This is a genomic window from Streptomyces sp. NPDC004561 (assembly GCF_053602155.1).
This window is the reverse complement of sequence record NZ_JBSGDB010000194.1, coordinates 1-15,650: the sequence shown is the minus strand read 5'-3', so window position 1 is coordinate 15,650 and position 15,650 is coordinate 1. Positions and strand designations below refer to the sequence as shown.

Annotated in this window: 20 protein-coding genes and 1 pseudogene; 15 read left to right on the top strand and 6 right to left on the bottom strand. The window is 68.9% G+C overall.

The window, feature by feature from the left end; genetic code table 11:
- Positions 1 to 405: 405 nt before the first annotated feature.
- Together ACWEN3_RS24255 and ACWEN3_RS24250 are read left to right on the top strand one after the other, a co-directional pair.
- Positions 406 to 555 (top strand): hypothetical protein, encoded by a 150-nt coding sequence (locus tag ACWEN3_RS24255; RefSeq protein ID WP_452974670.1) that lies wholly within the window; start codon positions 406 to 408, stop codon positions 553 to 555.
- A 42-nt stretch (positions 556 to 597) separates the two neighbouring features.
- Positions 598 to 1,134, top strand: a complete 537-nt coding sequence (locus ACWEN3_RS24250; RefSeq protein WP_452974667.1) for an MmyB family transcriptional regulator — start codon at positions 598 to 600, stop codon at positions 1,132 to 1,134.
- A 36-nt stretch (positions 1,135 to 1,170) separates the two neighbouring features.
- On the opposite strand, the gene ACWEN3_RS24245 is transcribed toward ACWEN3_RS24250, so the two are convergent.
- Positions 1,171 to 2,055 (bottom strand): helix-turn-helix transcriptional regulator, encoded by an 885-nt coding sequence (locus ACWEN3_RS24245; RefSeq protein WP_452974664.1) that lies wholly within the window; start codon positions 2,053 to 2,055, stop codon positions 1,171 to 1,173.
- Positions 2,056 to 2,283: 228 nt separating this feature from the next.
- Here ACWEN3_RS24245 and ACWEN3_RS24240 point away from each other — a divergent pair, with 228 nt between their 5' ends.
- The 10 genes and pseudogenes from ACWEN3_RS24240 (at position 2,284) to ACWEN3_RS24195 (ending at position 10,133) form a co-directional block, all read left to right on the top strand.
- Positions 2,284 to 2,604, top strand: a complete 321-nt coding sequence (locus ACWEN3_RS24240) for a carboxymuconolactone decarboxylase family protein (RefSeq protein ID WP_452974661.1) — start codon at positions 2,284 to 2,286, stop codon at positions 2,602 to 2,604.
- A 70-nt stretch (positions 2,605 to 2,674) separates the two neighbouring features.
- The gene (locus tag ACWEN3_RS24235) at positions 2,675 to 3,109 is read left to right on the top strand and encodes a cupin domain-containing protein (RefSeq protein ID WP_452974675.1); all 435 of its coding nucleotides are present in this window, start codon (positions 2,675 to 2,677) and stop codon (positions 3,107 to 3,109) included.
- A complete protein-coding gene (locus tag ACWEN3_RS24230) occupies positions 3,106 to 3,963 on the top strand; it encodes an aldo/keto reductase (RefSeq protein WP_452974658.1) in 858 nt (285 codons plus the stop codon). The genes ACWEN3_RS24235 and ACWEN3_RS24230 overlap by 4 nt, the downstream gene beginning before the upstream one ends.
- A gap of 24 nt (positions 3,964 to 3,987) precedes the next feature.
- A pseudogene (locus tag ACWEN3_RS24225) lies at positions 3,988 to 4,101 on the top strand (hypothetical protein); the annotation flags it as partial.
- A 238-nt stretch (positions 4,102 to 4,339) separates the two neighbouring features.
- Positions 4,340 to 5,362, top strand: coding sequence for a zinc-dependent alcohol dehydrogenase family protein (locus ACWEN3_RS24220; protein WP_452974655.1), 1,023 nt, complete (start codon positions 4,340 to 4,342; stop codon positions 5,360 to 5,362).
- A gap of 106 nt (positions 5,363 to 5,468) precedes the next feature.
- Positions 5,469 to 6,425: an NADP-dependent oxidoreductase gene (locus ACWEN3_RS24215; RefSeq protein ID WP_452974652.1), complete on the top strand. Its 957-nt coding sequence runs from the start codon at positions 5,469 to 5,471 to the stop codon at positions 6,423 to 6,425.
- Positions 6,426 to 6,539: 114 nt separating this feature from the next.
- Positions 6,540 to 7,307, top strand: coding sequence for a glucose 1-dehydrogenase (locus tag ACWEN3_RS24210; protein WP_452974649.1), 768 nt, complete (start codon positions 6,540 to 6,542; stop codon positions 7,305 to 7,307).
- A 219-nt stretch (positions 7,308 to 7,526) separates the two neighbouring features.
- Positions 7,527 to 9,017, top strand: coding sequence for an MFS transporter (locus tag ACWEN3_RS24205; protein ID WP_452974647.1), 1,491 nt, complete (start codon positions 7,527 to 7,529; stop codon positions 9,015 to 9,017).
- Positions 9,014 to 9,391, top strand: a complete 378-nt coding sequence (locus ACWEN3_RS24200; RefSeq protein WP_452974644.1) for a DUF2255 family protein — start codon at positions 9,014 to 9,016, stop codon at positions 9,389 to 9,391. The genes ACWEN3_RS24205 and ACWEN3_RS24200 overlap by 4 nt, the downstream gene beginning before the upstream one ends.
- Positions 9,392 to 9,437: 46 nt before the next feature.
- Positions 9,438 to 10,133 carry an SDR family NAD(P)-dependent oxidoreductase gene (locus ACWEN3_RS24195; RefSeq protein WP_452974642.1) on the top strand — a complete coding sequence of 232 codons (696 nt, stop codon included), beginning with the start codon at positions 9,438 to 9,440 and terminating at the stop codon, positions 10,131 to 10,133.
- Positions 10,134 to 10,194: 61 nt separating this feature from the next.
- Here ACWEN3_RS24195 and ACWEN3_RS24190 read toward each other — a convergent pair whose 3' ends face one another.
- The 4 genes from ACWEN3_RS24190 to ACWEN3_RS24175 all read right to left on the bottom strand — a co-directional run bounded on the left by ACWEN3_RS24190 (position 10,195) and on the right by ACWEN3_RS24175 (position 12,773).
- Positions 10,195 to 11,286 carry a tetratricopeptide repeat protein gene (locus ACWEN3_RS24190; protein WP_452974639.1) on the bottom strand — a complete coding sequence of 364 codons (1,092 nt, stop codon included), beginning with the start codon at positions 11,284 to 11,286 and terminating at the stop codon, positions 10,195 to 10,197.
- 554 nt (positions 11,287 to 11,840) lie between these two features.
- Entirely contained in the window at positions 11,841 to 12,167 is a 327-nt protein-coding gene (locus ACWEN3_RS24185) for a hypothetical protein (RefSeq protein ID WP_452974637.1), read from the bottom strand.
- The gene (locus tag ACWEN3_RS24180; protein ID WP_452974634.1) at positions 12,164 to 12,508 is read right to left on the bottom strand and encodes a hypothetical protein; all 345 of its coding nucleotides are present in this window, start codon (positions 12,506 to 12,508) and stop codon (positions 12,164 to 12,166) included. Before ACWEN3_RS24180 ends, ACWEN3_RS24185 begins: the two co-directional genes overlap by 4 nt.
- Before the next feature lie 43 nt (positions 12,509 to 12,551).
- The gene (locus tag ACWEN3_RS24175) at positions 12,552 to 12,773 is read right to left on the bottom strand and encodes a hypothetical protein (RefSeq protein WP_452974631.1); all 222 of its coding nucleotides are present in this window, start codon (positions 12,771 to 12,773) and stop codon (positions 12,552 to 12,554) included.
- Between the two features lie 175 nt (positions 12,774 to 12,948).
- Between ACWEN3_RS24175 and ACWEN3_RS24170 the strand changes: the two genes are divergently transcribed.
- Positions 12,949 to 13,530, top strand: a complete 582-nt coding sequence (locus tag ACWEN3_RS24170) for a hypothetical protein (protein WP_452974628.1) — start codon at positions 12,949 to 12,951, stop codon at positions 13,528 to 13,530.
- Between the two features lie 640 nt (positions 13,531 to 14,170).
- Positions 14,171 to 14,665, top strand: coding sequence for a hypothetical protein (locus ACWEN3_RS24165; RefSeq protein WP_452974625.1), 495 nt, complete (start codon positions 14,171 to 14,173; stop codon positions 14,663 to 14,665).
- Between the two features lie 100 nt (positions 14,666 to 14,765).
- On the opposite strand, the gene ACWEN3_RS24160 is transcribed toward ACWEN3_RS24165, so the two are convergent.
- Complete coding sequence (locus ACWEN3_RS24160; protein WP_452974622.1) at positions 14,766 to 15,359, bottom strand: TetR/AcrR family transcriptional regulator; 594 nt, start codon at positions 15,357 to 15,359, stop codon at positions 14,766 to 14,768.
- A 124-nt stretch (positions 15,360 to 15,483) separates the two neighbouring features.
- Here ACWEN3_RS24160 and ACWEN3_RS24155 point away from each other — a divergent pair.
- A partial coding sequence (locus ACWEN3_RS24155) for an FAD-dependent oxidoreductase (RefSeq protein WP_452974672.1) occupies positions 15,484 to 15,650 on the top strand: 167 nt, incomplete at its 3' end.

Below are 15,650 nucleotides of genomic sequence, written 5' to 3'. Positions count from 1 at the left end.
TGGGGAAGTCCGTCCCGCCCACCCGGCGCCCCGCCACACTCCACGCCACCAGGCCGCTGACCAGCCCAAATACCGAACTACGGCTGGAGTACTAGTCGTCGGCGACACGGTGACCTGCGACGACTACCTTGGATGACAAAGATCCTGTTTGTGAGCCGCTTCAGCATGAGGGTGCGATTGCTGAAGATCGATCGGTATCCGACTCGATCGTGTCTGTGAGGTGCATGTGCGGCGGTGGGGGCCCGTGGTGCCTAGTGTGGTGTGGTGGACAGACAGCGGGAGATAAGGGACTTTTTGGTGTCGCGGCGTGGCCGGGTGCCGCCGCGGCAGGTGGGGTTGCCCGCGCTGGGAGCCCATCGCAGGGTTCCGGGATTGCGCAGGGAGGAGGTCGCTCTGCTGGCCGGCGTGAGCGTCGACTACTACGTGCGCCTGGAGCGCGGTCACGTGGCGGGAGCGTCGGATTCTGTGCTGGATGCAGCGGCCGATGCACTGCAACTCGATGCAGCGGAGCGGTCCCACCTCTTTGATCTTGCTCGCGCGAGCCGCGGCGGGTGACTCGAGGCGAGGGAAGAGGGTTTGCCGGAGGGGGTCCAGCGGGTGCTGGACGCGCTGACAGCGGTGCCGGCGTTCGTGTGGAACCGACGGTTGGACCTGGTGGCGACGAATCATCTCGGCTACGCCCTGTACGCACCGCTTTTTGTGGAGGCGTCGTCGGGGCCGGTGAACATCGCGCGGTTCAAGTTTCTCGATCCGGCGGCGCGCTCGTTCTTCTACGACTGGGAGACGTCGATCCGTAACACAGTCGCGCTGCTGCGGATGGGGGCCGGGATGATGCCCGATGACCAGGGAATGAAGGACCTGGTCCAGGAGCTGTCGGCGGCCAGTGAGCCGTGCGCCCGATGCTGGCGCGATCACGACGTGCGGCTGCACTGGAGCGGGGTGAAGGAGTACGAGCATCCTGCGGTGGGGCGGCTGAGCCTGCCGTTTGAGACGTTGACGCTGCCGGGGCGGCCGGATCTGATGCTGTCGGTGCTGACGCCGGATCCGGGCAGTGCGTCGGCGGAGGGCGTACGGCAGTTGGCCGACTGGGCGGATGCACAGCATGCTCTCTCCGCGCGCGCCGATGCCGGCTGAGACGGGCTGGGCCGAAACGCGTTCGCGAGGGTCTGGTCAGGGGTGGGAGGCGTCCTGGTGGGTTTCGTCCGGGCTGGTGGCGGCCCAGGAGGCGAGCAGGCGTAGCGCGTCATAGTCGGGTGTGCCTGGTTCGGCGCTGTAGACGGTCAGCGTGAGGCCGGGGTGGGCGGGCAGTTCCATGGCGTCGAAGTCGAGGGTGATCTCGCCGATGGCCGGGTGGCGGAAGAGCTTGCGGCCGGTGTGGTGCAGGCGCACGTTGTGTTTGGCCCAGGCCGCACGGAACTCGTCGCTGCGGGTGACGAGTTCGCCGATCAGTCCGGTCAGTTCGGCATCGCCCGGGGCTCGGCCGGTTTCGGTGCGCAGCAGGGAGACGGTGGTGTTGACGGAGGCGTTCCAGTCGGGGAAGAAGTCGCGGCTGGTGGGGTCGAGGAACTGGAAGCGGGCGATGTTGACTGGGCGGGCCGAGCCGGTGAACAGGGGGGCGTAGAGGGCCCGCCCGAGCGGGTTGACGGCGAGGATGTCGAGGCGGCCGTTGCGGATGAAGGCCGGGGCGTCGGTCATAGAGACCAGAACGCGGGTGAGGCTGGCCGAGACGGGCGTCTTGGCCTTGCGGGCGGCGCGGCGCGGCGGGCGGTGACGCTGGGCGGCGGCCAGATCGTGCAGGTGGGCGCGTTCGGCCTCGTCGAGCTGGAGGGCGCGGCTGAGGGCGTCGAGGACCTCCTCGGAGGCGCCGGCGAGCTGGCCTCGCTCCAGGCGGGCGTAGTAGTCGATGCTGACACCGGCGAGCATGGCGACTTCCTCGCGGCGCAGCCCGGGCACTCTGCGGTTCGCGCCGCCGAAGGCCGGCAGCCCGGCCTGCTGCGGGGTGATCTTCGCGCGGCGAGTGGCGAGGAACTCTCGGATCTCGTGGGCGGTGTCCATGCCGTCCAGGCTAGGCCGGGTGGAAGAGCCCTGGGGTGTCCTGTCAGTACCTGTAACAGCAGTGCCTTCCGTGAGGCTGTGAGCTGCCGTTTCCTCGATGGTGGCAGCGGATGCGGTCCGCGTCCGCGAGGCGGGAAGAACCCCTCCGGCGGATGCCAGCCGGCCTCTTCTGGCCGACTGTGAGCAACGCCGCGTCCTCGTGTTCACACCTTTGCAGGGAGTCGCCTTATGGCACAGCAGTCCGCGCCTCAGGAACTGGCCGGTATCGCGCCGAAGCTGGTCGAGGTCACCAACGAAGTCCTCTTCAAGGATGTGTGGGAGCGCCCGGGGCTCGCCCCGCGGGACCGCAGCCTGGTCACGGTCAGCGTGCTGGCCGCGCTGTACCGCAGCGAGCAGCTGCCCTATCACCTGGGCGTGGCGCTGGACAACGGACTCGCGGTGGAGGAGCTGTCCGAGGCGATCACGCACCTGGCCTTCTACGCCGGATGGCCCAACGCCATGACCGCGATCACCCAGCTGAAGAAGATCGCGGACGAGCGTTCCGCCTGATCACGGCGCATGCAGCGCAACGATGCCCCGCACGGTCATCGGGACGGATCGAATCAAAGGAAAGAACGAGATGGCTGTCAACGAATTTGATCAGATTTTCCCCCTCGGGGAGAAGAACGACGCCTTCGCGCAGTACTTCATCGGCCAGAGCTACCTGGCTCCGCTCGCCTCGGGGAGCGTCCCCGTCAGCAACGTCTCCTTCGAACCGGGCTGCCGCAACAACTGGCACATCCACCACGGCACGGCCGGCGGCGGAGACCAGATTCTGATGTGCACGGCGGGCAGCGGCTGGTACCAGGCCGAGGGCGAGGAACCCGTCAGCATGGAGCCGGGAACGGTGGTTCGCGTCCCGGCGGGCACCAAGCACTGGCACGGCGCGAAGGCCGACTCGTGGTTCTCCCACGTCGCCTTCATCACGCCGGGCGAGGACGTCAGCAACGAATGGCTCGAGCCGGTCACCGATGAGGTGTACGGGCAGCTGCCGAAGAACGGAGCGAACGCATGACCATCCTGGACGAGACCTACACGCTGGCAGGCGGCATCGAGATTCCCAAGCTGGGGCTCGGCACCTGGTTCATCGACGACGACAAGGCGGCCGACGCGGTCCGCGCGGCCGTGGAGATCGGCTACCGCAACATCGACACCGCCCAGGCATACGGCAACGAGCGCGGCGTCGGCGAGGGCGTGCGCACATCGGGAGTGCCCCGCGACGAGCTGTTCGTCTCGACAAAGCTCGCTGCGGAGATCAAGGACTACGACCAGGCGCTGGCCGCGATCGACGGCTCTCTTGACAAGCTTGGCCTGGACCGCATCGACCTGATGCTGATCCACAGCCCGCAGCCGTGGGACGACTTCCGCGGCGGCGACTACGCTCAGGGCAACCGCGAGGCATGGCGTGCCCTGGAGGACGCCCACCAGGCCGGCAAGATCCGTTCCATCGGCGTCTCCAACTTCCAGCAGCACGACCTGGAGAACATCCTGCAGGGCGCGACCGTCGTCCCGCATGTGAACCAGCTGCTCGTGCACGCCGGCAACACCCCCTCCGACCTCCTGGCCTACTGCGAGAGCAAGCAGATCCTCGTCGAGGCGTACTCGCCGATCGCCCACGGCGCGATCCTGAAGAACGCCGAGGTCCAGGCGATGGCAGAGAAGTACGGCGTGTCCGTCCCCCAGCTGTGCATCCGCTACACCCTGCAGCTGGGCACGGTGTCGCTGCCCAAGACGGCGAACCCCGAGCACATGAGGTCCAACGCCGAGGTCGACTTCGAGATCTCCGGCGCTGACATGAACATCCTGCGAGACCTGCGCGACGTGGACTATGGCGAGCACAGCGCCTTCCCTGTCTACAGCGGCAAGTGACGCCGGACGAGCGCTACCTCGCGCTGGCACGGGCCGGCCATGACGCACCGAGCCGGACGCATCCGCGCCGACGGCGTTGACGCCGAGGTGACGTTCACTGACGCGTCGGCCCGGACCGTGCGCCGCGCGGTGCGCGACGTCTTCCGGACCGCGGACAGGCCGGCCCGCCCGCGGAGTGACCTCTCATGGCGCACGTCGGCATGCTCGTCGGGGCGAGCGCGGCGACGGTACGACCTGGCTGGAGCCGGTCACCGACGAGCAGTACAAGGCGGCCCTGGCCGTCGTCGACCTCTGACACCGGCCCCCACTACATGACGCCCCGGCCCCTTCGTAGGGGGCCGGCACGTCCGTTCCGACTGAGAAAGGCAGCACCATCATGCGCGGAGCGATTCTCCACGCCCCGGGCGACGTCCGCTTCGAGGAGCGCGACGACCCGAAGATCATCGAGCCCACCGATGCGGTCATCCGCACGACAGCGACCTGCGTGTGCGGGTCGGACCTGTGGGACTACCGCGGCATCAACCCGGTCGAGCAGCCCACCCCGTTCGGGCACGAGTACGTCGGCATCGTCGAGGAAGTCGGTGACGGGGTGAAGAACATCAAGCCGGGCCAGTTCGTCGTCGGCTCCTTCTTCGCCTCCGACAACACCTGCCCGAACTGCCGCAACGGCTACCAGACCAACTGCCTGCACCGTGAGTTCGTCGGCGCCGGCGGCTGCCAGGCCGAGAAGATCCGCATCCCGCTCGCCGACGGCACCCTGGTCGCCACCCCCGAGGTACCCGACGAGAAGTACATCCCCAGCCTGCTGGCCTGCTCCGATGTGATGGGCACCGGCTGGTACGCGGCCAAGGCCGCCGAGGTCCGCCCCGGCGACACCGTCGCGGTCGTCGGTGACGGTGCGGTCGGCCTGTGCGCCATCATCGCCGCCAAGGAACTCGGCGCGGAGCGGATCATCGCCATGTCCAGGCACGAGTCCCGCCAGAAGCTGGCCCGAGAGTTCGGCGCGACAGACATCGTCGCCGAACGCGGCGAGGAGGGCATCGCCCGCATCAAGGAGATGACCGGCGGCATCGGCGCCGACCGGGTCCTGGAGTGCGTGGGCAACGAGCAGTCGATGCAGCAGGCCCTCAACTCCACCCGCCCCGGCGGCAACGTCGGCTTCGTCGGCGTCCCGCACGGCGTCTCCCTCGACGGCGAGCAGCTGTTCTACTCCCACGTCGGCCTGCGCGGCGGCCCGGCCCCCGTCCGCGACTACCTTCCCCACCTGATCGACCTGGTGCTGGCCGGACGCATCAACCCGGGCAAGGTCTTCGACCTGGAACTGCCCCTGGACCAGGTGGCCGAGGGCTACAAGGCGATGGACGAGCGCCGCGCCATCAAGACCCTGCTCAAGCCCTGACCCGTAGCACTGCCGGGACGCTGGTGCGGCCGTCAGGCGTGACTGCCGCACCAGCGCCACCGCAGCAACCACCGCACCTTTCCGCGTGAAGGGGAGATGTTGTTTCGTGTTGGCAATCGGTCTGACCTCCTACGGCCCTCCCGAGGTACTGCAGCCGCTGGAGGTGGAGGAGCCGCATGCCGCGGCGGGCCAGGTGCGTATCCGGGTGCGTGCTGCCGCGGTGAACCCGGCCGACGTGATGCTGCGCGACGGCTCACTCGCCGACTCGTACAGCAATGTCGAGCCGCCGTTCGTGCCGGGCATGGACATCGCCGGGACGCTCGACGAGGTGGGGCCCGGCCTGCCGGACGGCTTCGGCCTGCAGGTGGGCGACGACGTCGTCGCCGTGGTCGACAACCACGGCCGTCACGGCGGCTACAGCTCCTTCGTGGTGGTCCCGGCCGCCTCGGTCACCGCCACGCCCGCCCGAACCGGGTATCCGCAGGCGGCGTCGTTCCTGATGAACGCACTGACCGCCCGCTGCGCCCTTGACGCGCTGGCCCTGCCGGCCGGTGCGACGGTGCTGGTGACCGGCGCCGCCGGCGCGGTCGGCGGCTACACCGTGCAGCTTGCCGCAGCCGCAGGGCTCATCCCCCTCGCGGTGGCCTCCCGCGCCGACGAGCAGCTGGTGCGCGGCTTCGGCGCGCAGCACGTCGTCGGCCGCGACAGCCCGGTCACCGAGCAGGTCCGCGAGCTGGTGCCCGACGGCGTGGACGGCGTGGTCGATACGGCGATGCTGCACGAGGCCGTCACTGCGGCGCTGCGCGACGGGGGCGCCATGGCGGTGCTGCGATTCTGGGACGGAGCCCCCGGGCGCGGCATCACCGTGCACCCGGTTAACGTCCGCGACCACGTCACAGACCACGCCGCCATCGGGGCCCTGCGGGAACAGGTCGAGAAGGGTGTGCTCGACCTGCGTGTCGCCGCCACCTTCCCCGCTGAGAAGGCGGCTGAAGCCCACCGACGGCTGGAACAGGGCGGCGTGCGAGGGCGCCTCGTCCTTGAATTCCCGCCCCGCCCGTAACCATCATCCGTGAACGACGCCCCCGGGGCCTATGCGGCAGAAGAGAGGCCGGGCCGGCGCACTTCGGCCCGGCCCGCCTCCTCGCAACGTACGCCCCGGGGCGAGGAGAACACCATGAACCCCACCTACGACTTCACCGGGCAGGTCGCGCTGGTCACCGGCGCCGCCTCTGGTATGGGCCTGGCCACCGCCCGCGCCCTGGCCCACGCCGGCGCGGCCGTCGTCCTGGCCGACCTCGACCGCCCGGCTGCCGAGGCAGCGGCGAAGAGCCTCACCGACGACGGCCATCAGACCCTCGGGGTCGGCTGCGACGTCGCGGACGAGGACCAGGCCCAGGCCATGGTCGAGCGCGCGGTGCAGACCTTCGGACGCCTGGACATGGCGTTCAACAACGCCGGCATCCAGGTCCCGCCGACCGACGCCGCCGAGGAGCGGGCGGAGGACTTCGACCGCGTCAACGCGGTCAACCTGCGCGGCATCTGGACGTGCCAGAAGCACGAACTACGCCAGATGCGCACCCAGGGCTCAGGCGCGATCGTCAACTGCTCCTCCCTGGGCGGCCTGGTCGGTCTGCCCGAACGCGCCGCCTACCACGCCTCCAAGCACGGTGTGATCGGGCTGACCCGCAGCGCGGCCGTGGAGTACGCCGCCCGGGGCATTCGCATCAACGCCGTGTGCCCGGGCACGATCGACACGCCCATGGTCGCCGGCATGCTCGAAGGCCAGGCCGAGGCCATGGCCGAGATCTTGAAGCAGCAGCCGATCGGCCGCCTGGGCACCGCCGAGGAGATCGCCAACGCCGTGCTGTGGCTGTGCAGCCCCGCTGCCACGTTCGTCATCGGCGTCGCCCTGCCCGTCGACGGCGGCTTCACAGCCCACTGAAACCGCACGGGGCCTCGAAGGTTCCTGCGCTCGCACCCGCAGGGCGCCTGGGAGGCACTGCCAGTACCTGGCACGACGGTGCCTTCCCCGCGCACCCGGGCGGCGGTTTCCTGGAAACGACCACCCACCGGAGGCGGCCCGCGCATCAAGCCCGGGCCCCGGCCGGTCCCGGCCCACCCCGGTACGGCTGCCCTTCACCTGCTCCTGGAGCTGCACCCCATGTCCCTGCCTGCTTCCCCCTCCCGCAGCGGCGGTCTCAGCGCGCCCGAGCGGCGCGGGCACCCAGCGGCGGCGCTGGCCGCAGCCCTGCTGGGCTTCTTCGTGATCACGCTCGACGCGCTGGTCGTCAACGTCGCCCTGCCCGCGATCCGCAGCGACCTGGGAGGCGGCATCACGGGCCTGCAGTGGGTCCTGGACGGCTACACCCTGATGTTCGCAGCGCTGCTGCTGTCGGCCGGCTCCCTGTCGGACCGCATCGGCGCCTGCCGCGCCTTCGGCCTGGGACTGGCCGTGTTCATCGCCGCCTCCATCGCCTGCGGCCTGGCACCCACCCTCCCGGTGCTGATTGCCGCCCGCATCGTGCAAGGCGCCGGTGCCGCCGCCATGATGCCCACCAGCCTGGCACTGATCCGCGAGGCGTACACCGACCCCGTCAAGCGCGCACGGGCGGTCGCCCTGTGGGCGGTGGGAGGCGCCGTCGCCTCAGCGGCGGGCCCCGTCGCCGGCGGCGCGGCCAGCCTGATCAGCTGGCGGATGATCTTCTTCATCAACCTGCCGATCGGCCTGGTCGCACTGCTGCTCCTCGCGCGCACCGACCGGTCCCCGCACCGCCCGGCCCCCTTCGATGCGACCGGGCAGGTCACCGCGGTCCTCGCCATGGGCGCACTGACGTTCGGCGCGATCGAGGCCGGCGAACGAGGCTTCACCGCCCCCATCGTCTGGGGCGCGGCCCTTATCACCCTGGTGGCCGCCGCCGTGTTCCTGCGCGCGCAGGCCCGCGGCCAGGCCCCGATGGTTCCCCTGCCGCTGCTGTGCCACCGCACCGTGGTGATCTCCTGCGCGGCCGGGTTCGCGTTCATGGCCGGCTTCTACGGCATGGTGTTCCTCTTCAGCCTCTACCTGCAGCAGCAGCGGGGCCTGTCACCGCTGGCCACCGGAGCGGCGTTCGTGCCGATGACGGTGCTATCGGCGTTCATCAACCCGCTCTCCGCGCGGGCCGCCGAACGCTTCGGCCCCCGCGTGCCGATCAGCTGCGGTCTGCTGCTGATGGCGGCCGGGCTGATCACGCTGGCTCTGGTGCCCGAGGCCACGCCGACCTGGGCGCTGGCGGCGCTGATGCTCCCGGTCGGCCTGGGCGGTCCGCTGGCCATGCCGCCCACCACCGCCCTGCTCGTCAACAGCGTGCCCCCGCAGCAGACCGGCACGGCCAGCGGCGTGTTCAACACCTCCCGCCAGCTCGGCGGCGCCCTGGCCGTCGCAGTCTTCGGCGCGCTGCTGGCCAGCCAGAGCCACATGCTGACCGGCGTGCGCACCAGCCTGCTGCTGGCCGCCGCCATCGTCGGCGCCGCGGGCATCGCGGCCTGCTTCCTGCGCCCTGCCGCGGATCACCCGATGGGCCCCGCCCCGGCTCCCGCCGCCCGAACCGCAGAAGCCAAGGGATCCCTGCCGCACCCCGCCCAGCCCCGCACAGCGAAGGAGACCACCCCGTGACCACCTGGACCCCGCACGCACTGGAGCACCTCGCCGCCGCCGACGAACTGCACATCGCTCCCCGCCGCAGCGACGGCTCGCTGCGCAAGCCGACCACCATCTGGGTCGTCACCGACGGCGATCAGGTGTTCGTCCGCTCCTGGCACGGCACCGACGGCGCCTGGTGGAAGACGGCGCGCACCACCGGCACCGGACACATCAGCGCCGGCGGAATCGATGCCGACGTCTCCTTCACCCCGGTCACCGACCCCGCCGCCAACGCCCGCGTGGACGGCGCCTACCGCGCCAAGTACGGCCGCTACACCGGCTACGTCGAACCCATGACCGCCGAACAGGCCCGCGCCACCACCCTGCGCCTGACCCCGCAGACCTGACTCCACACCCGCCACCCGCCCCCTCCCGAAACCGGAGACGCCTTTCATGACCACCCTCGCTCTCATCGGCGCCGGACCCGGACTGGGCGCTGCCGTCGCCCGCCGCTTCGGCCGCGAAGGCTTCGACATCGCGCTCATCTCCCGCAGCCCCGAACACCTCGACGCGTTGGCCGCCGACCTGCAGCAGGACAACATCACCGCGAAGGGCTTCGCCGCCGACGTACGCGACGCGAAAGCCCTGAGCGCGGCTCTGGACACGGCCACCACCACCCTCGGCCCCATCGAAGTGCTCCAGTACAGCCCCGTCCCGCACAAGGACTTCATGAAGCCCGTCCAGCGCACGCGCCCCGAGGATCTGCAAGGCCCTCTGGCCTTCTCCCTGTTCGGGCCCATGACGGCCGTCGAGCAGGTCCTGCCGGACATGCGGCAGGCCGGCCGCGGAACCATCCTCTTCGTCAACGGCGGCAGCGCGGTGCGCCCGCACCCCGAACGGGCCGGCACCTCCATCGCGTTCGCCGCCGAGAGCGCCTACGCCCGCATGCTGCACGACAGCCTCGCCGCCGACGGCGTGCACGTCGCCCAGCTGATCATCCCCGGCGCCATCGCTCCCGGCGACGAGCACACCGACCCCGCCACCCTGGCCGACACCCTGTGGAGCGAAACGGCTGGGTTCGCTGTCAAACGCCTCGATTGGATGACAAAGGACACCCAGCCCCAGGGCGGGGAGCGGGCCCGTTACTGACCCGTCTCGGCGAAGTTTGACCGTGGCTTCTCAGCGGCGGTGTGGCCTGGAGTCGGCAGTGTCAGAACGGGGGTTCGGTGGGGAATGTGCCAGCCCAGATGGTTTCAGCCGGTTTGGTCTTCGGCTCTTGAAGGATTCCTACGGCGTCCTTGATGCGGCCGAGGTCGATGAGGTGCCGGGCGAGGAGGTGACTGTTGGAGGGCAGGTGCTGTTCGAGGACGGCGACGGCTTCCTCCGTGCGGCCGGCCTCTGCCAGCAGATCGGAAATGCTCCAGGCCGCGTACCAGGTGTCGCCCTCGGGATGCGTCCGCGCCTGCTCGATTGCTTCGTCGAGCAGGCCGCAATCGGCCATGAGCGGAAGCCTCATCCTGAAGAAGTCCCACTCCTCCTCACTGTCGCGGCGCGCCTTGAGGGCATCGAGGTAGGCCAGGCCGTCGTGGGCGCGGCCGTGGTCGGCGTACAGGGTGCACAGTGTGTTGACTATCCAGTCCTCCCCGCCGCCGGGTGATTCCGCGAGTGTGCGTATCACCTGAATCGCCTCGTCGCCCCGCCCGTGCCGGGCCAGGAGCTCGGACAGGAGCACGCCACCGTTGTACCGGCGGGCTGGAGAGTCGCCCGGCGGCCGGCACACGTCGATCGCGCCTTCCACGTCACCGCGCTCCTCCAGCACCTCGGCAAGGCGCCGCGCGGCGTGCCCGTGATACTCGGCCGCCGCGTAGGCGCGCAGTTCCTCGATCCGGTCGTGCCTCGCCAGCAGGTCGGCCAACTGGTCACGGCCGTTGACAGAGGTGATGTTGCGGGTGTGCAGTAGGGCGATCGCGTTCTCGACGCGGCCCTGGCGCTCGCGGATCGCGGCCAGCAGTCCGATGGCGTTGGACGGCTCGGTCCGCCGGTTGTCGCAGTTGGGATCGCCGCACGCGGGGACCGCCTCGACCCGGCCCTCCAGCAACGCCGCCGCCTCCTCATCCAGGCCCGCGCCTTCTGCGATGTCGACTAGACAGTTGGCGAGGAACCAGTCGTCGATCCCGGCTCTCAGCAGGGTGAACGCTTCGCCGCCACGGTTGTGGCGGGCCAGCAGACGTGCGAAGAACTCCAGTGCCAGCCGGTCTCCCGCCTGCGCGTACGGCCGGGCCCGCTCGATCGCCTCCTCCACCCGCCCCAGCCCTCCAGCAACTCCGCCTCGGCCCGGGTGGCCGGCCACCAGCCCGTCGCGACATAGGGAGCGAGCACTTCCAGCGCCTCTGACTGTCGGCCCTGCCCGCCGAGCAGGCGTGCCCACTCCCGCGCGCAGAACCACTCCCCACGCCCGGCCTGGAACTCCACCTCCACCGCATGGCCGAGCTCAAGAAGCCGCGAGACCAGCAGCGGCGGAATGCAGCCGGACAACGTCCGGACTCGGTAGTCAAGATCAGCAGCGTCCACGGCAACGCACCCTAACCCCCACCTCCGACAACGGCTGTCCCGTCTCATTAGATCTTGCCGGGGCGAGGCCGTTGACCTGCGGGGTGACAGCTTCAACTGCGACTTACTGGGGGCAGCGATGAGGCGTCGCGAAGACGCGTGGGTGGTGCGGTTGGCGCGTCTCATGGATCACGGCGAGGGCGATGCCACCTGAGCAGGACCTTGTCAGGTTGGCGAGACGCTTGACGGCCGGTTTCGCATCGAAGATGGCAGTTCCCTGGTCGAAAGCCGCAGTAATGGACGTGCTCAGGAAGAGGGGCACCGCTGACGATCCTGAAGCTCACTGCGGGCGGTCGACCAAACGATCTCGAACTCATCGGCCGACAACGACTGCGGGTCGTGCCCTTCCCACTCGGAGATGGGTGGTTCCGCGGTCAGACCGTAGACGCTCTCGTATTCAGCTGACCGACCGTCTCTTTGGGCTTCTTGCCACTCGGCCAGCGAGGCAGCGGTCAGAGCCTTGCTTCCGGGCTCTTGCAACTCGACTTGCCGGATCACATAGCCATCGGCATCCAGCTCGAAGTAGAACCAGACGTCTTCCTCGTCCCAGAAGCAGCGCACCCAGCTCGTCACGGGTTCACCGCGTCGAAGGGCTCGTCGTGCCAGCGCCAGCCGGCGGTGCCGTCGTCGTGGATGTGCAGCATGAACTCGGCGACCGGGCCGCCGTCGGGAAACGTCAGGGTGAGCGCACTGCGGATCTGGATGTAGCAGGCGTCGGCGCGCTCCCAGTCGTCCTCGTCGGCAGCCCGCTCTTGCTCACTGAAGAGGGGGCGGAACTCTTCAAAACCAGGAAGCGTCTCGACTTTTGCGTGCGTCCAGGGCATATCGGCGCCGGTCACGGTCAGCCGGGCAATCTCCTGGTCGCCGTGGTGGAGCCGCCAGATACTGCCGGTGGTCAGGTTGGGGTTGGTCATGTCCCCCATGATGACGACCGACACTGACAGGCGGGGAGTGAGATCATCGCCCCTTCTCGATCGTGGAGATGACCATCTCATGCAGCGGATGCTGATGGGGTGCGAACTTGAGTCGCTGTGCTGCTTCGGCTGGCAGTTGGGGATGGTCTCGCCAGTAGGGCGAGGCGAACAGGCTGGTGAGAACGATGGTTTCCGGGGAGGTGGCCAGCTCGATCCGGGCGTCGTAGAGACGGTGGGGATCACCGAAAGGGTCCTCGCCCAGCACATGGAGGCGGCGGTTCCATCTCTGCCGAACAACGCTTCAGCTGTAGCCCAAACGCCACCGGAACTCCGCCTGAGGCCAGCTCAGTAATGACTCCTGGAGTACCTGAGCTTCCCAAGCCGAGTGCACGGCGAAATCCCACTGCTTGGGCGCCCTCAGGTGTCCTACCGTTCCGCGTATGACTCCGATCAGCTCCGCGAATCCGCTGACCTCAGAGGACGCCCATACGTTGCTCGCCATGCTCCCTACCCGAGTCGAGATCAAGCGAGGCATGAGTGAGCGTGAACTCGACCAGGTCGAGGAGCGCTGGGGGTTCCGCTTCGCTCCAGAGCACCGGACGCTGTTGGGTGCCGGACTACCGACCGGCGGTCGTAGCTGGCCCGACTGGCGGGACGGCGACGCGGAAGAGTTGGCGGAGCGCCTGGCTTGGCCGATCGACGGCGTGCTGTTCGACGTGGAACACAATGGCTTCTGGCATCCGGAGTGGGAACCGCGGTCGGCAGGCACTCAGGACGCCTTGGAAGTGGCTCGCATCTACTTGGCCAAGGTCCCGGTGATGGTGCCGATCTACTCGCATCGGTGTCTGCTGGCGGATCCGCACCGTACGGGCACGCCCGTGCTGTCGATGCACCAGACGGACATCATTTGCTACGGCGCCGATCTGGTCGACTACTTCCACCACGAGTTCGGTCGCCCGGTGCCTACGCCGGAAGACCACCAGTACGTCGTGATCCCGTTTTGGTCCTACTTCCTGGACTGAACAGCTCCCAAGCAGGACTGGCCTCGCGCCCGAGGGAGTCCGCGGCGCGCAGGATGACATTCGCGGCTGACATCAACGACGCCGGACATGGGCGTACGTCAGCGACTCTGTCTGGCCGTCACACCAGCCAACGACGCACGCCAGACCGGGCTCGGACCGAACTCCTATGGCGAGGAGGATGCTCACTGCTTGTGTTGGAGCGTCTCGCGGGAACACTTGCCGGCTTCCGCTGGTGGCCTGCTCGGACTCCGAGCGTCCAGCGGTCCACATCTGGGAGTACGGCGCGGGGCAGCTACGCGCACTCGGCTCCGTCGGCGCCACGTCGAGCGCCTACGGAGACGCCATTGGATGGGAGCGGGCAGAGCAGGCACCCACTGTGGCGTGCATCCGAACAACCCACTGCTCGTCGTGGCAAGCGAGGAGGGACTGTGGCAGTGGACCCCTACTGGGATCTCCGTACTGGGGGGACTCCGGCGACAGCCACTTACCGTAGTCTGGCCTTCAGCCCCGACGGGCAGTCTCTATGGGCTTCACCTTCGTTGCGCGACGAAGGCGGCGGATGGAAGAGCTCGGACTTTCTTGACCTTGTTTCCGGAACCATCAGGCCACGTGGTGCCTCTTCGCACGGGTTGATCACAGGATGGCACCTGCTGTGATGCGGCCGCTCCGCCGGGCACTGATCCTGGACTGCGACGGCTACGAGACTCCGCTGTTCAGTGCAGACGGACGTCATATGGCGATCCGGGGCAACGCGTACGACAACTCGGTGGCGGTATTCGAGTTTCCTTGGCTTCACCGGATTCTGGCTACAACCCTAGGCGACCCCAGCCCTGGCTACCCGTACCCACAGGAGTGGCTTGACCAGATGGAATCCTGGTCGCGGCACAACATCGCATTCGACTCTCGACCAGGCGTGCTCTGGATCGCAACGCCCGCCGGGTCGCTGGTCGAGGTGGACTTCGAAACCCGGCAAGCTGTTGAGCACGACGTACTGACCGGATCCCGGTTGTGCGCGCTGGCCGCAACCGCGACCGGCGAGCTTCTCGTCGCCGGTGGTGGGGGTGATCTGGTGCTCTTGTCCGTACCCTCTGGCCCCACTCCAGGGCGGTGTCGTTCAGAGGTATTGTCCGGCTGAATGCCGGTTCAGGTGGCTTCCGTGGCAGCGCAGCTACTCAGGTTGAACCTGTGCGGGCGCGCAACGCGTCCACGCGCACCAGGGCTCCGCGCAGACCGGGTCAGTTGCCCGGACGGGAAGCCGCCCAGCCGTGTTCGAGCAATGCGAAGGTCTCGTCGGCGGCGCGGTGCGGCTCGGCGTGCCGCAGGATGAGGCCGCGGGCCTCAAGGGCGAAATGGGCCAGGGCGGCGCAGCTGACGTCATCCTCGGGGGCGCCGACAGCCTCGGCGATGGCCCGCGCCAGGGCCGTTTCGTGGCGCGTCCACATGCGGTGGGCGTAGTCGCGCAGCGCAGGGGTCTCCTGCACCATGCGCGTGAAATCGGCGAACCGCGGGTCCGTGGCATGCACGGCGAACTGGGTCTGCTTCAGCAGGATGTGCTCGCGCAGAGCTTGTGGGATCGACGTGCCGGGGGTGCGGTCGCGCACGGCGGCAACGAGCGCCGCCTCCAGGTCGTCGTCCTGGTCGAAGACCAGGGCTTCCTTGCCGGAGAAGTGCTTGAACAAGGTGGTCACCGAGACGTCGGCGGCGTCGGCGATGTCTTTGACGCCGACCTGGTCGTAGCCGCGGTCGAGGAAGAGCTCGAGTGCGGCGTCGGCCAGGGACTGGCGGGTCTTGGCCTTTTTGCGCTCGCGGCGCCCGGTGGGTTCGGTCACTCGCATACCGTACCCCAGGGTGAAGCAACTACAAAAGTTGAGTCGTTGCACTTATTTGGTGAGTGTGCTTTCTTGGTGAGGCCGGACCTCCCGGCGGCTCACCCACCTCCCGAGGGACACTCCCATGAACCCTGCTCGTGGTCCCCGCATCGCGATTGTCGGCGCTGGCCTCGGCGGCCTCACCTGCGCCCGAGTTCTGCAGCAACACGGCCGCTCCGTCACCGTCTTCGAACGCGAGGCCTCCGCCGACGCCCGCCCGCAGGGCGGCACCCTCGACCTGCACGCCGACAC